Origin of the sequence: Caballeronia sp. TF1N1 (assembly GCF_022878925.1) — a bacterium.
In the GTDB taxonomy this organism is placed as follows: Bacteria; Pseudomonadota; Gammaproteobacteria; order Burkholderiales; family Burkholderiaceae; genus Caballeronia.
Genome location: NZ_CP084628.1, coordinates 490026 through 504720 on the forward strand (window position 1 = coordinate 490026; position 14695 = coordinate 504720).

13 protein-coding genes are annotated in these 14695 nt (G+C 63.8%); 5 read left to right on the top strand and 8 right to left on the bottom strand.

Annotation, left to right across the window (positions count from 1 at the left end):
• Nucleotides 1-13: 13 nt before the first annotated feature.
• The 4 genes from LDZ28_RS22985 to LDZ28_RS23000 all read right to left on the bottom strand — a co-directional run bounded on the left by LDZ28_RS22985 (nt 14) and on the right by LDZ28_RS23000 (nt 3816).
• Entirely contained in the window at nt 14-1042 is a 1029-nt protein-coding gene (locus LDZ28_RS22985; RefSeq protein WP_244830909.1) for an ABC transporter substrate-binding protein, read from the bottom strand.
• A 416-nt stretch (nt 1043-1458) separates the two neighbouring features.
• Nucleotides 1459-2226, bottom strand: a complete 768-nt coding sequence (locus LDZ28_RS22990) for an amino acid ABC transporter permease (protein ID WP_244830910.1) — start codon at nt 2224-2226, stop codon at nt 1459-1461.
• Entirely contained in the window at nt 2213-2986 is a 774-nt protein-coding gene (locus tag LDZ28_RS22995; RefSeq protein ID WP_370652256.1) for an ABC transporter permease subunit, read from the bottom strand. The genes LDZ28_RS22990 and LDZ28_RS22995 overlap by 14 nt, the downstream gene beginning before the upstream one ends.
• Nucleotides 2956-3816: a transporter substrate-binding domain-containing protein gene (locus LDZ28_RS23000; RefSeq protein ID WP_244830911.1), complete on the bottom strand. Its 861-nt coding sequence runs from the start codon at nt 3814-3816 to the stop codon at nt 2956-2958. The genes LDZ28_RS22995 and LDZ28_RS23000 overlap by 31 nt, the downstream gene beginning before the upstream one ends.
• A gap of 234 nt (nt 3817-4050) precedes the next feature.
• On the opposite strand from LDZ28_RS23000, the gene LDZ28_RS23005 reads away from it, so the two are divergent.
• From LDZ28_RS23005 to LDZ28_RS23020, 4 genes are read left to right on the top strand one after another with little or no spacing between them, the layout of a single operon-like run.
• The gene (locus LDZ28_RS23005; RefSeq protein WP_305038188.1) at nt 4051-4896 is read left to right on the top strand and encodes an amino acid ABC transporter ATP-binding protein; all 846 of its coding nucleotides are present in this window, start codon (nt 4051-4053) and stop codon (nt 4894-4896) included.
• A complete protein-coding gene (locus LDZ28_RS23010) occupies nt 4890-5501 on the top strand; it encodes a cysteine dioxygenase (RefSeq protein ID WP_370652262.1) in 612 nt (203 codons plus the stop codon). Before LDZ28_RS23005 ends, LDZ28_RS23010 begins: the two co-directional genes overlap by 7 nt.
• Complete coding sequence (gene metC, locus LDZ28_RS23015) at nt 5501-6691, top strand: cystathionine beta-lyase (protein ID WP_244830912.1); 1191 nt, start codon at nt 5501-5503, stop codon at nt 6689-6691. Before LDZ28_RS23010 ends, metC begins: the two co-directional genes overlap by 1 nt.
• A gap of 6 nt (nt 6692-6697) precedes the next feature.
• Entirely contained in the window at nt 6698-8329 is a 1632-nt protein-coding gene (locus LDZ28_RS23020) for a rhodanese-like domain-containing protein (protein WP_244830913.1), read from the top strand.
• Between the two features lie 38 nt (nt 8330-8367).
• Here LDZ28_RS23020 and LDZ28_RS23025 read toward each other — a convergent pair whose 3' ends face one another.
• Entirely contained in the window at nt 8368-9813 is a 1446-nt protein-coding gene (locus LDZ28_RS23025) for an NAD(P)-binding domain-containing protein (RefSeq protein ID WP_244830914.1), read from the bottom strand.
• Nucleotides 9814-10007: 194 nt separating this feature from the next.
• Between LDZ28_RS23025 and LDZ28_RS23030 the strand changes: the two genes are divergently transcribed.
• On the top strand, nt 10008-11615 hold the full coding sequence (locus LDZ28_RS23030; RefSeq protein WP_244830915.1) for a rhodanese-related sulfurtransferase: 1608 nt from the start codon (nt 10008-10010) through the stop codon (nt 11613-11615).
• Nucleotides 11616-11829: 214 nt separating this feature from the next.
• Here the strand turns inward: LDZ28_RS23030 and LDZ28_RS23035 are convergent, their stop codons facing one another.
• From LDZ28_RS23035 to ssuD, 3 genes are read right to left on the bottom strand one after another with little or no spacing between them, the layout of a single operon-like run.
• Nucleotides 11830-12627 carry an ATP-binding cassette domain-containing protein gene (locus LDZ28_RS23035; protein WP_244830916.1) on the bottom strand — a complete coding sequence of 266 codons (798 nt, stop codon included), beginning with the start codon at nt 12625-12627 and terminating at the stop codon, nt 11830-11832.
• A complete protein-coding gene (gene ssuC / locus LDZ28_RS23040) occupies nt 12624-13427 on the bottom strand; it encodes an aliphatic sulfonate ABC transporter permease SsuC (RefSeq protein ID WP_244830917.1) in 804 nt (267 codons plus the stop codon). Before ssuC ends, LDZ28_RS23035 begins: the two co-directional genes overlap by 4 nt.
• 8 nt (nt 13428-13435) lie before the next feature.
• Nucleotides 13436-14584, bottom strand: a complete 1149-nt coding sequence (gene ssuD / locus LDZ28_RS23045; RefSeq protein WP_244830918.1) for an FMNH2-dependent alkanesulfonate monooxygenase — start codon at nt 14582-14584, stop codon at nt 13436-13438.
• Between the last annotated feature and the right edge of the window lie 111 nt (nt 14585-14695).

A 14695-nucleotide genomic window follows, 5' to 3' on the forward strand; every position in this document is an offset into this window, starting at 1 on the left:
GCCGCCATGGAGATCACTTCTTGTCGAGCAGCGCGACGGTTTGCGGCAACGTGTAGGTGACATCGCTGATGCCGCCCGGCGGCGTCGCCGCGAGCTTCGCGGGCAATTCCTGTTGCGAGATTTCAAGCAGCGGCACGTTGATGGTCACTTCCTTCGGGATCTTCTTGCCTGCCAGCACTTGCTGCGCGACCCAGAAAGCAAAGCTCACCGCGCCCGGCGGATTCGACAACGAACGCGACTGATAGCCGGTTTTCGTCTGCTCATTCCACCAGTTGAGTTCGGGATACGTGCTGCCGATAATCATCGGCGGCGTCGGGCGATTGGCTGCCTTGAACGCCTGCGCGATACCGAAGGACATTTCGCCTTCGGTCGCGACGCCATCCACTTGCGGCAGCGTCGGCAAGATACCCGCCACGGCCTTTTGCGCGACCGATTGCGTCCAGTCGCCATACACGGAGCCGACGAGCTTCATGCCCGGATGCTTCTTCATGCCTTCGAGCACGCCTTCATGCATGAGGTTGTCGACCGAGATGCCGGCCACGCCACGCACTTCGAGGATATTGCCCTTGCCGTTGAGACGCTGCGCCAGAAAATCGACGCCCTGTTCCGCCCAGCCCTTGAAATCGAAGTTGACGCGATACGCGCAGGGTTCATCGACGATGCCGTCGAACGACACCACGACCACGCCGGCCGCGCATGCCTTCTTGATGGTGCCGTTGAGCGCGGTGGGCGAGACGGCATCGATCACGATGGCGTTATAGCCTTGCAGGATGAGGTTTTGCACCTGTTGCGCCTGCTCCGTGACCTGATTCTCCGCCGTGGTGAACGCGGGCGCGGCGGCGACCTTCTTGTCCTTGACCGCCTGCTCCGACACGGCGTTCCAGCTCTTCAGCATCGACTGCCGCCAGGCGTTGCCGCCGAAGCTGTTGGACAACGCGATCTTCTTCTGCGAGGTATCGCCGGTTGCGACTTGCGCGTGCGCACCGGTTGCGATGAGGCATGAGGCCAGCGCGAGCGCGGCCGTCTTTCCATTGCGGAACATCCTTGTGTCTCCTTTCATGTCGCCTGCTATCGTTGATTGAATTAGCGTTTTGTCAGGCCGAATGCGTATGGACGATCAGGGCGCGTTCGGCCCTCCCTCTGTGTCGAGGGATAAAGAATGGCACGACTGTTCGAGAAAATTGCGGGCGTTGCGCGGGGCGAGGCCGAGGCTTTGAGACGACATCATGATCACACGCCTTTCGTAAGCGCACGGGCGCGAATGCCGGTGCGATGCTTGCCAGGAGTTGCCATTACCTTTGTCTGTCGCGGTCAGGCCAATTGCAGTGGTCAGGCCACTATGCCGCCGAGGCAGTATAACGACTGCCTTTGGCTCGCGCAATTCGATTAACGGAACGGGTAAGGAGATGTCTCCGCGAGCGCGGAGCGCGGGCAACGCCGCGCCTGACGAAGATAAGCCTAGCGCGAACGCAAGCGCCGCTCGACCGCGCGGGTCGCAAGCGTCACCGGATAGCAATAAACGAAGAACAACGCGAGCGCGCTCATGTACATGAGCACGGTGAAGCTCGAATGCGCGACCGTCGTGCTGGCGATCTGCGCGGTATCGAGCACGTCGTGAATGCCGACGAGCGATGACAGCGCCGTGCCCATCGTGATGATCGCGTAGACGTTCATCCACGGCGGCAGCATGCGGCGCATGCATTGCGGCAGCACGATCAGCAAGAGAATCTGCCAGCGCGACATGGCGAGCGAACCGGCGGCATCCCATTGCGTGGAGGGAATGGACTGCACCGCGCCGCGAAATACCTCGGCAATATTCGCGCTCGCCGGCAGCGCGAGCGCCGCAACCACCTTGAGCCAGTCGGGAAACGGCACGATATGTCCGCCGAGATCGAACTCGAACGGAAACACATAGGTCGTGAAAAAAATCAGCACGAGCCACGGCGCATTGCGAAACGCCTGCACCCAAAGCCGCGCCGCCCGGCCGACGATACCGCGAGCCAGCGAGAGCGAACCGACGAACACACCCAGCACCGTGCCGAATGTCAACGCGCCGATGCTCACCGCGACATTGATTGCGAAGCCGTGCAGCAACGCGGGGAGCCATTGAACGAAATCGGCAAGCAGTTGCGCGCCGGGAATATCGCGCGGCGCCATGAGCCATAGCACGAGCGCGGCCACGGCGATGGTCGCGCCCGCATAGGCGCCGGGTCTATCGCTGACCATAACCGGGCACCGCAAGCCGCCGCTCTATCCAGCGGCCCGACACATTGACGAGCGCCGTGAGCGCGTAGAAGAACGCGAGTATCAGCAGCATCAACGCGAGTACGTTGTCGCGCTGCGTCCAGATCATGATCGATTGATACGTGATGTCTCCTACCGCGATAGCCGATGCAATCGCCGATGCCTTGACCAGTTCCACCGCATTGTTGACGAGCGCGGGCAGCGCCGCGCGTAACGCCAGCGGCAACTCCACGCGCAAGAAGCGCGTCTTGCGCGAGAAGCCGAGCGAGTCCGCGCCTTCGAGCGTTTCGCGCGGCAAGGCATCGAAACCGGCGCGCAGCGCTTCGGCATGAAACGCGCCCTTGTTGATCGAAAGCACGATCACGACCCACAGAAATGGTTTGAGCGGATTGTCAGCGCCATGCGCCTGCAGATGCTGCGTGATGAGCGTATTGAGCACGAGAAACGCGCAGTACAGTTGCACGATGGTCGGCGTATTGCGCGTGAGTTCGATCACGCCGCGCGCAATGCCTTCGAGCAACGCGCTGCTCGAACGCAACGCCACGAGCAAGACCACGCCGACGATTGCGCTGCCGAGCAGCGTCGCCGCAACGATGCCGATCGATAAGCCGATGCCGCCCACGAACGACGCGCGATCGTAGCTATCGAGCAGAAAGCGGTAGTCGAGTCCCGCGTGCTGCGCGCGTGCAATCAACTCGTGCGCGAACGATGTCATTTCGACGACACCTGCGTCGTGTGCCATTGCGCGAGCGCGGGCGATGGCGGTGTGAGTCCGTTCTTCGCTTCGACATCGATCAGCCAGCCTGTGCGATGCCAGTCGCGCACGAAGGTATCGATACGTGCGGCCGTGTCCTTTTCGCCCTGCCGCACCCAGATCACCGAAGGCGCGGGCGCGAGTTCGGGCTGCAAGGTTCGATACGCGCGCCACTCGGGATCGCGCTGTTGCAGCGGATAGAGCAGCGGCGCGGCATCGTGAACCGCGGCCACGCAGTTGCCGCCCCTCAGCGCGAGCAGGGACTCGGCCGCGCCGGGAAACGCGCGCGGAATCGCGCCATACTTTTCGACCACGGGTTTGATGTAGCTGCTGCCCTGCGAGATGCAAACCGGTTTGCCGCGCAGATCTTCCCAACGCGTGATGCCGCTCGTATTCGCCGTGATCGCCGTGCCGCCCACTTGATAGTAAGGCGTCGCGACATGATCGAGAATCTCGCCGCGCTGCTCGGTGAATTCCATATTGGCGACGAGTATGTCCACCTTGCCCTGCTGCAAGAACTGCACGCGCGTGGAAGGCTGCACTGAGACGAGTTGCGCGTTCACGTTCAGACGCTTCGCAATGTCCTGCGCGAGATCGACATTGAAGCCGCGCAGCTTTTGCGTGGCTGGATCGATGGAACCGAATGGACCGCCTGTGATCATCACGCCCACGACGATCTCATGACGCGAGTCGATGCGATCGAGCGTGGCATCCGCGTGCGCCGTTCCTGCGCTAATGCTTGCGAGAGTCAGCGCGGCGAGCGTCGCGCGCTTGAGCGTGAAAAGAAGAGAAGATTGAAGCGATACGGCAGATGACATCGAAGCCTCGGCTTGCATGTTCGAATTGCGGGACACGCTAGCGTAGGCACAGCGCCGCGCGCTGCAAACGAATCTGATCTGCTAAGGAAAGCACGCGCCGAGAAAAGCGCCGTTACGCCGCATATAAGGTTGTGAAGATTGCTTCGTTCGGAAAGCATCGCGCCATTCCTACAATGGGCCTCTCACCCAAGAGGTAGCGCCGGAGCGCCGAATGATTCCCCTTTCTAGCCACGCATGATGTCTCTCGTCTACGGGCGCGCCGTCGCCAGACTCGATATGGAACCGCCAGCGGGCCTCGTCACGATGCGCGACGTCCATCTGTCGTATGGGACCACGCCCGTGCTGCGCGGTATCGATCTGAGCGTGAAGCGCAATCAGGCCGTATCGATCATCGGGCCTTCGGGCTCGGGCAAGTCGACGATACTGCGTTGCATCAACGGCCTCAGCACGCCCGAGCGTGGCGAAGTGCGCGTAAACGGTGTGGATGTCGCGGCCTTGACGCGCGACGAGCAGAAGATCGAATTGCGCAAGCGCATTGGCTTCGTGTTTCAGCAATACAACCTCTTTCCGCATCTCACCGCGCTCGAGAACCTCACCATCGCGCCCGTCCGCGTACTCGGCACGAGCCGCGCCGAAGCCGAACACACGGCGCGCGCATTGCTTGCCAAGGTGCGTCTCGCCGATAAAGCCCACGCGTATCCCGGCGAACTCTCGGGCGGACAGCAGCAACGCGTGGCCATTGCACGCGCGCTTGCCATGCGGCCCGAACTCATTCTCTTCGACGAAGTGACCTCCGCGCTCGATCCGCAAACGGTCGGCGAAGTGCTGAACGTAATCGGCGAACTCGTGGACGAAGGCCTTACGTGTGTGCTCGTCACGCACGAGATGCGCTTTGCCGAGGACATCAGCGACCGAGTGGTCTTCACCGAAGGCGGCGTGATCGTCGAGGAAGGCACACCCGCACAACTTTTTCATGCGCCGCGCGACGAACGCACGCAGCGCTTTCTCGACAGCGCGGGCACACGCGTGCGGCGCACGCGTTCGCGCTCATCCCTCACGCTAGCATCGAATCAATCGTGACGACACCCTCCATCGCCCCTCACATCACGCAGCGCGTCGATACGCTCGTCGCTCAAACGCATGCCATTCTCGAACGCGATGGGCTCACGCGTAACGCGCTCGCCAACATCGCGGCCGCATTGCAGACACTTGCAGACCAACCCGAGCTTTTCACCCGCGAAGCCTTTCCTCCGCCCGATCCGGCCAGTGGCGATACGTCGACGCGCTACCGTCTCAATCCGGGCAGCGATGGCATCGCGCTCTATTTGAACTCGCTGTTGCCCGGCAAGGCGACGATCCCGCATAACCACGACACGTGGGCCGTGATCGTCGCGGTGGAAGGCAGCGAGTTGAACCGCGTGTATCGCCGCACGGACGACCGCAGCGACGAGGACCGCGCGAGCGTCGAGGTGGACCGCGAAGTGCTGGTCGAACCGGGCACGCCCATCGCTTTCCTGCCCGACGATATCCACAGCATCCACGTGACCGGCGAGCAGCCGACGCTGCACTTCCATCTCTACGGCAGGCCGCTCGAAACGCTCACGGGACGTCTCGGTTTCGAAAACGGCAAGATCGTTCGATACAACCAGACGCATCTGCACCATCAGACCCAGGCGGTCGGCTGATGACGGACGAGCGTACCGCGCTCGCCACGCGGCTCATGCACGCGGGTCTCGCTGGCTTCGAGAATGGCGCGGCGCCGGTGAACATGCCTGTGGTACGCACGAGCACCGTGCGCTTTGCCAGCAGCGCCGACTACGAGCGGTTGCACAAACAACGCCACGATGGCGAGGATGTCGCGACTTACGGCCGTCATGGCACGGCGACGCATCGAGCGCTCGAAGCGGTGATCGGCGAACTCGAAGGCGCGGCGCACGCGTTGCTTGCGCCGTCGGGTGCATCCGCGATTACGCTGGTGTTCCTCGCGTTGTTGTCGCCGGGCGATCACGTTTTGATTCAGGACAGTGTGTATGGCCCGGTGCGCGAGCGCATCGAGCCTCTGCTTGCGCGGTTCGGCATCGCAGCCACTTACTTTGCCGCGCAAGACGGGCCGCCGCGCCATGCGTTGCGCGCGACGACGCGGCTCGTCTATGTCGAGTCGCCGAGTTCGTTTCTGTATGAGGTCGTCGATCTTCCCGCGTTCGGTGCGTTCGCCCGCGAGCACGGCCTCTTGCTCGCCGCGGACAACACGTATAGCGCCGGCGTTCTGCATCGACCGCTCGAACACGGCGCGCATATCTCCATTCAGGCGACGACGAAGTACATAGGCGGACACTCGGACATCATGCAGGGTGCGGTTGCAACGAACGACCGCGCGCTTGCACTGCGTCTGCGCGATACCCACGATGCTCTCGGCCTGGCTGTCGGCGCGGACGATGCCTATCTGGCGCTGCGTGGCGCGCGCACGCTCGGCGTGCGGCTTGCGCAACATGCGCGGCATGCGCTGGCCCTCGCCGAATATTTGCAGACGGAGAGCGCGGTCGCGCGTGTCTATCATCCCGCGTTGCCGGACGATCCGTCACACGCGCTTTGGCGTCGTGATTTTCAAGGCGCGAACGGTCTCGTGTCGTTCGCATTCGCACGCGGCAAGACGCCCGATGCAACCCGCGCCTTCGTCGATGCCCTGCGTCTCTTTTCTCAAGGCGCGTCGTGGGGCGGCTTCGAAAGCCTTGCGCTCATCGCACCTGCATCGCGGCTTCGCGTGCATGGCTATTTCACTGAAGATGCGCCGGTCGTGCGGCTGCACGCGGGTCTCGAAGACCCTGCCGATCTGATCGATGATCTTCGCCGTGCCTTCCGGCTCACCTGTACCTGATCTCCCATGCCTTCAACATTTGACGCCGTGCGCTTCATCGACGCCGAAACGCTACGCCAGTGGCTCAACGACGGCCGCGAACTCGCGCTGCTCGATGTGCGCGAAGCGGGCCAGTTCGGCGAAGGCCATCCATTCTTCGCCGTACCGTTTCCCTTCAGCCGGCTCGAACTCGATGCGCCGCGCCTCCTGCCGCGCGCCGATGTGCGCATCGCGCTATGCGACGATGGCGCCAACGAAGACGCCGTGGCGCGTCGCGCGGCAGCCCGTCTGCAAGGGCTCGGCTACGGCGATATCGCGATCCTGCAAGGCGGCACGGCCGCATGGCGGCAAGCAGGCTATACGCTCTTTCGCGGCGTGAACGTGCCGTCGAAGACCTTCGGCGAACTCGTCGAACACGAATACGGCACGCCGCATGTCAGCGCCGCGCAACTGCAACGCTGGCGCGCCGAACGCGGCGGCTGTCCGATCTCGCTCATCGACTCACGCACGCGCGACGAACATCGCAAGATGGCGATTCCGGGCGCGGTGTGCGTGCCGAACGGCGAACTGGCGGCGCATATCGACGCCTTCGCGGGCTCGCCCGATACGACCATCGTCGTGCATTGCGCGGGGCGCACGCGCAGCATCATCGGCGCGCAGACCTTGCGCAATCTCGGCATCCGTCGCGATGTCTTCGCGCTGGAAAACGGTACGCAAGGATGGGCGCTCGCCGGTCTTGCGCTGGAACACGGCAGCACGCGCAGTTACGCCGACATCATCCCGAGCGCGGCAAGCGCGCACGACGAGGCCAAGGCACGCGAGCGTGCGCAAGCGCTTGCGCGACGCTTCGGCGTGATTGCGCTCGATGAGGCGAACGCGAACCAGTGGCGTCGCGATACCGCACGCACGACCTATCTGCTCGATGTCCGCACGCCCGAGGAATACGCGCGCGATGGTCTGCCCTTCGCCGCCCATGCGCCGGGCGGTCAGCTCGTGCAGGCGACGGATCAGAGCGTGGCGGTGCGTCATGCGCGTCTCTTGTTGATCGACTACGACGGCATCCGCGCGCCGGTCATCGCTCACTGGCTCGTGCAATTGGGCTACGAAGCGGCGACCATCGACGTGGCCATCGTGTCGAAGTGGAATACGCATGCGCCCGCTGCCGCTGCGCTGGATCGAACCGATCTCCTCGAAGAAGCGCCATCCGCGAACGCAATCGTGCTCGACCTGCGGTCGAGCGCGGCGCATGAGAACGGCCGGCCGGTTGGCGCGCGCTGGACCGTTCGCCCGCGCGTCTTCGATACGTTGACCGCCTTGCATGCGCGCCTCGACACGCCGCTGGTTTTGTTTGCCGATGCAGCGTCGGAAGCATCGGCGCGTCTCGTCGCCGCCGATCTGCGCGAAGCAGGTTTCACCGATATCGAACTCGCCGCGTTTGGGCTCGATGCGTGGGAGCAACGTGGCTTGCCCGTGGATCGCGATGCCGTGAAGTTGCCGCAAGAGACGCGCATCGACTATCTCTTCTTCGTGCATGACCGTCATGATGGCAACCTCGATTCCGCGCGCGCGTATCTCGCATGGGAGACGGGGCTGATTGCGCAATGCGAGCCGGACGAGCTCGCCGCGTTCAAGGTCGGCCGGGCGGCGGAACTCGTCTGACGCCGCTTCGCCTTACATGACGAAGCGGGTCGCGCGCTTCAGCTAGCCGGCTGTGCATCCGTTTTCTCACGGAGCCGATGCGCGTAGCGCGAGGCGTCGAAATCGGCGGGCACGTCGCCATGCATGCGCGCTTCGTGCACATCGAGGTCTTCGAGAAACAGATCTTCGCTAATGCGCCGGATCACGGCCGGTATGTCGCGCTTCATGCTCGGCACGTCGCCGACGGGCACGCCACGGCTCACGAATGCCGCCGGATTGAACACATGAATGTTCTTCAGAAACGGCGCGCTGCCCGGCGTTTTCTCGAGATATTCCAGTGCATCTCCAAGGTACGGATGCGCGCCGAGGGCGTCGTCGCGTTCGTCGGCGGCAGCGTCGTATCGATCGCGCCAGAGCAGAACGTGATCGGCTATCCGCGCAAGCTCGGGCCGTGCATGCAGGTCCACCGCGTAACCCGTGCCGGCGATGACGAAATCGAACGAGAACGTTTCGTCGCCGACTTGCGCCTTCACTTGCTTGCCCGCGGCTTCGGCATGCTGCCAGGGCGCGCCGAGATGCAAATGAAAATTGTCGAAGCGCGCGACGCGATCGATCGCATCGGCGGGCGCGGTCGAACCGGCGCGTCTGAAGCGCAGGGCGAGCTTCCAGCGCGTGGCATCGGGCAGAGCGGGGAAATTGTCGTAGGCGCCGGGATATGCCTTTGCGCGGCTCACAGGCACCGAAGGCAGCGACGCACGCCGCACGAACAGATGCACGGTGGCCGCGCCCGATTCGAGCGCGGTCGCGGCGGCATCGAAGGCCGAAGCCGCCGAGCCGATCACCGCCACCGACTTGCCGCGCAACGCGTTGAAATCGATCGCGTCGGTGGTGTGAGCGACGTGCGTGGCGGGCAGACCGGCGAGCGGCGGCACGATATTCGGCCGGCCGTTGCCCGCGACGCCATTGCCTAAAATTACCTTGCGCGCGGTTTCCACGCGCGTCTGAGTGCCTTCGTCGGTCCGCACTGAAAGATGCAGCCGGAAATGCGTGCCCAACGGTTCGATCAGCGTCAGGGTCGTGCCGTATCGAATGGGAATGGCGAGAAAGTGCCGGTACCACGCGAGGTATTCGGCCCATTGCTCGCGTCCGAGGCGCTCGATATCCGCATACGACGCTTGGCCATGCCGCGCCTCGTGCCACGCCTGAAAGCTCAAACCCGGCAAACCGGCCTCGGGTCCGGCGAGATTTTTCGGCGTGCGCAGGCGATTCATCCGCGCATAGGTTTGCCAGACGCCCGCGCGCGTATCGTCAGGCGCGGCATCGATCACGCTCACCCGCCCGATGCCCGCGCGCCGCAGCCCGAACGCGAATGCCGCGCCCGTCTGGCCGCCGCCGACGATCACGACGTTATGGTCGATGCCCTCGCGGCTCGCGACCCAGTCGTCCGGATCGGGACCGATGAGGCGCAGCGTTTCGCGTGCTTGCTGATCGAAAGCTTGGGTCATGGAACGGGGCATCCTGAGATTGTCGGGATACCGAGTATCGAGCCTCGGATTGGCGGTGCAAACGAAGGAATCATGCTTTTCTAATGAGCACGCCGCGAACCGCGCCCATATCCTTATGCCAATCCGCTATTTCGCTTGCGCCCCGCGCGGTGATAGCCTCGAACGCCTGGAAAACCGATGGAAGACCGCACGACATGAAGACCTATCCCGTTCGCACCTTCGAGGACGTGCGCGAGCGCTTGCTTGCCCGCCAGGAGATCGCGCTGCTCGACGTGCGTGAAGAAGATCCGCATGCGCAGAGCCATCCGCTTTTCGCAGCCAATTTTTCGTTGACGCGTCTCGAACTCGACGTGCATGCGCGTCTGCCGCGCCGCGATGTGCCGATCGTTCTCTTCGATGCCGGCGAAGGTCTCGCCGTGCGCGCCGCCGACAAGCTCGACGCGCTCGGCTACACGAACATCGCGCTGCTCGCAGGTGGTCTCGATGGCTGGATTCGCGCGGGCGGCGAAGTCTTTCGCGATGTCAACGTGCCGAGCAAGGCCTTCGGCGAGTTCGTCGAAGCGAAGCGTCACACGCCTTCGCTTTCCGCTGAAACGCTCGACGCGCTGCAGAAGAACGGCGACGATCTCGTCGTGCTCGACGCACGCCGCTTCGACGAATATCAGACCATGAACATTCCGGGCAGCGTGAGCGTGCCCGGCGCGGAACTCGTGCTGCGCGCACCCGCGCTCGCGCCCGATCCGGCTACGCGTATCGTCGTGAATTGCGCGGGGCGCACGCGCAGCATCATAGGCGCGCAATCGCTCGTGAATGCAGGGCTGCCGAACAAGGTGGCGGCGCTGCGCAATGGGACCATCGGCTGGACGCTCGCGGGGCAGCCGCTGGAACACGGCAGCAAGCGCCGTTTCGAGGATGACACGGGACGCGCGCCTCGCGATCTGCAAGCGTCCCGGCAGGCCGCGTTTGCCCTTGCGCAACGTGCAGGCGTTCGACGTTCCTCGCTCGATGAAGCCGCCCGCTGGGCGCGCGATACGTCGCGCACGACGTATCGTTTCGATGTACGCACGCCAACCGAATACGAAGCCGCGCACGCGCCCGGTTTTCAGAGCGCGCCGGGCGGTCAGCTCGTGCAGGAAACGGAGATGTTCGCGCCGGTGCGCGGCGCGCGCGTCGTGCTCTTCGACGACGACGGCGTGCGCGCCAACATGACCGCCTCATGGCTCGCGCAGATGAACGTCGAAGCGTATGTCGTCGATGAAGCCGGCCCCGATGCGTTGACCAAGAGCGGCCCGTGGCGTCCCGAACGGCCCGCGCCCGCTCCCGTGCCGACCATCGCGCCGAAGGAATTGTCGGCTTTACTCGACGATCCCGCGAGCGGCGTCGTGTTGCTCGACGTTGCACCGAGCGCAAACTACGTGAAGGCGCATATCGTCGGCGCGCACTGGATTCTGCGTTCGCGCATCACGCCCGCTCACGACGATCTGCGCGACCTTCCCGATGCGAAGCGCTACGTCGTCACATGCGGCACGAGCGCGCTTGCGCCCTACGCCGCAGCTGAAATCGCGACGCTCACGAACAAGCCCGTGCATGTGCTCGAAGGCGGCAACGCCGCGTGGGTGCGCGCCGGTTTGCAGACCGAAGGCGGGGAAGCACGGCTTGCGTCGCCACGCATCGACCGGTATCGCCGTCCGTATGAAGGCGTGGGCAATGCGCGCGAAGCCATGCAGGCTTATCTCGACTGGGAATACGGCCTCGTTGCGCAACTGGAGCGCGATGGCACGCATGGGTTCTTCGTGGTGTGATGTCGGGAGAAAGGCGCGTGGTCGGTTCTCATGACGACGCGCCTTTGCGCAATGGCCGCGAGCGGCCTTTAAATCAATGGTCGGGGTTCCAGGCTGCGTTGGGTTTTGAATCGGGGCATGCTCGTGTTCGCTCGATGAACCCGAGCCGAGGTTGGCATGACATCGTCTCGTACGTTTTCATGCGCGAGTACCGAACAGCGTACAACCCCAGCCCTCACGACCGCCGCAGAACCCGCGACAAAACCGCCTCCTCCAACTCCGCAAACCCCTCCGCCGCACGCGAGCGCGGACGCGGCAGCGCCACTTTCGTATCCAGCGTGATACGCCCTTCCTCGATCAGCACCACGCGGTCGCCAAGCGACACCGCTTCCTGCACGTCGTGCGTGACAAGCAGTGCGGTGAATCGATGCTCTCGCCACAGCCGTTCGATCAACCCGTGCATTTCGATGCGCGTCAACGCATCGAGCGCACCGAGCGGTTCATCGAGCAGCAGCAAATCCGGCCGATGCACCAGCGCCCGCGCCAGCGCCACGCGTTGCCGCTGACCGCCCGACAACTGCGAAGGCCAGTCGCGTTCGCGCTCGGAAAGGCCCACTTCGGCAAGCGTCGCGCGGGCTTCGTCACGCGCCGAACGCGGCAGACCGAGCATCACGTTGTCGAGCACGCTCTTCCACGGCAAAAGACGCGCGTCCTGAAACATGATGCGAACCTGCAACTCGGCATCCGGCGTAGCGGCCCGGCGTTGCAGCACGCCAGCCGTGGTCGCTTCGAGGCCGGCTATCAGCCGCAGCAGCGTGGACTTGCCGCAGCCGCTGCGTCCGACGATCGACACGAAACTGCCGCGTTCGATCGAAAAATCGAGCTTCGACAACACCGTGCGCTCGCCGAAACGCTTCTCCACGCCTTGCAGCCATACCGCGAGATCGCCCTCCGCCGCACGCGCGACCGAGCCTGGACGAGGAGCATGACGCGCGATAACGCCGCGTTCGAGAGTGGGATTCACCGTGCTCATGTGCGCGCCTTGGTCTGATAAGCCGGATGCCAGCGTAGCGTGACGCGCTCGATGGCCCTTGCCGCCATGTCGGCGAGCTTGCCGAGCAGCGCGTAGAGCAGAATGCCGACGAGCACCACGTCGGTCTGCAAAAATTCACGGGCGTTCATCGTCATATAGCCAATGCCCGATTGCGCCGAAATGGTCTCGGCGACGATCAGCATTACCCACATCAGCCCGAATGCGAAGCGCACGCCGACGAGTATGGAAGGCAACGCGCCCGGCAAGATCACATGCCGATACAACGCCATGCCCGACAGCCCGTAGCTGCGCGCCATCTCGATGAGATCGCGATCCACCGAACGAATGCCGTGATACGTGTTCACGTAGATGGGAAAGAACACGCCGAGCGCAACCAGCACGAGTTTCGCTTCCTCGCCAATGCCGAACCACAGGATCAGCAACGGAATCATCGCGAGTGCAGGGATGTTGCGGATCATCTGCACAGTCGAATCGAGCGCAACTTCCGCAGGCTTGAAAAGCCCCGTGGCCAGGCCGAGCACGAAGCCGGTGGCGCCGCCCATCGCAAAGCCCGCGAGTGCACGCCACGCACTGACCTTCACGTTGGCCCACATGTCGCCGGACAAGATGAGCGCCCACGCCGCCTTCACCACGGCGAGCGGTTCGGGCAGCACGCGCGAAGAGAGACCGCCCGTGCGCGCCGCCGCTTCCCATGCGACGAGAATCAGCAGCGGCACGAGCCAGGGCAGCGCCTTTGCACCGATGCCGCTCAAAGCCGTTCGAGCAGATTGATTTGCCATGACGATACTCAGCTTTGCGCGACCTTCGGCAGTTCGGACGTGCCGATCACTTCGCCGAACGGCCCCGAGAGCGGCCCGTTCGCCGCTTCCTTTTGCTGGCGCGGCAAGAGCGGGAACACGAGTTCGGCGAACCGATACGACTCTTCCAGATGCGGATAGCCCGAGAGAATGAAGGTATCGATACCGAGTTCCGCGTACTGCTTCATGAGACCGGCGACCTGTTCCGGATTGCCGACGAGCGCCGTGCCCGCGCCGCCGCGCACGAGGCCGACGCCCGCCCACAAATGCGGATACACCTCGAGCTTATCGCGATTGCCGCCATGCAACGCGGCCATGCGGCGCTGTCCTTCCGAATCCATTTTCGCGAACGATGCTTGCGCGCGCTGAATGGTTTCATCGTCGAGCTTGCTGATGAGGCGGTCCGCGTCGGCCCAGGCTTCCTTTTCGGTTTCACGCACGATCACATGAAGGCGAATGCCGAACTTGATGCTGCGGCCTTCGGCGGCAGCGCGCTTGCGGATGTCCGCGAGCTTCTTCTCGACTTCGGCGGGCGGCTCGCCCCACGTGAGATAAGTGTCGATATGCTTGGCCGCGATCTCGTGCGCAGCCGGCGACGACCCGCCGAACCATAGCGGCGGATGCGCTTTCTGCACCGGCGGATACAGCACCTTGCCGCCTTGCGAACGCAGATGCTTGCCGTCGAAATCGATACTGCCGCTGTCGTGAGACTTTTCGAGCAGACCGCGCCAGATGCTCAGGAACTCGTCGGTGATTTCATAGCGCGTGTCGTGGCTTTCGAAGACGCCATCGCCCGCGAGTTCGGTCGGGTCGCCGCCCGTCACCACGTTGATGAGCAAGCGCCCGTTGGAAAGCCGGTCGAACGTCGATGCCATGCGCGCCGAGAGCCCCGGCGTACTCAAGCCCGGCCGGATCGCGACGAGAAACTTGAGGCGCTTGGTGGCGGGAATCAGGCTCGAAGCCACGACCCAGGCGTCCTCGCAAGAACGGCCCGTCGGCAAGAGCACGCCTTCGTAGCCGAGCGTGTCGGCGGCGACCGCGATCTGGCGGAAGTAGTCGTAATTAGCGGCACGCGCGCCTTGCGACGTGCCGAGATAACGACTGTCGCCATGAGTTGGAATGAACCAGAAAACATTCATCGGGAGGTCTGCCTTTCGAATTCGTTGTGTCGTGAAGACGGGCGTGCGGCTATGAGAAACAGCCCGGCGCTCGGGTCAGTCTAGCGACGCGGCGACGCTTGCCCAACCATC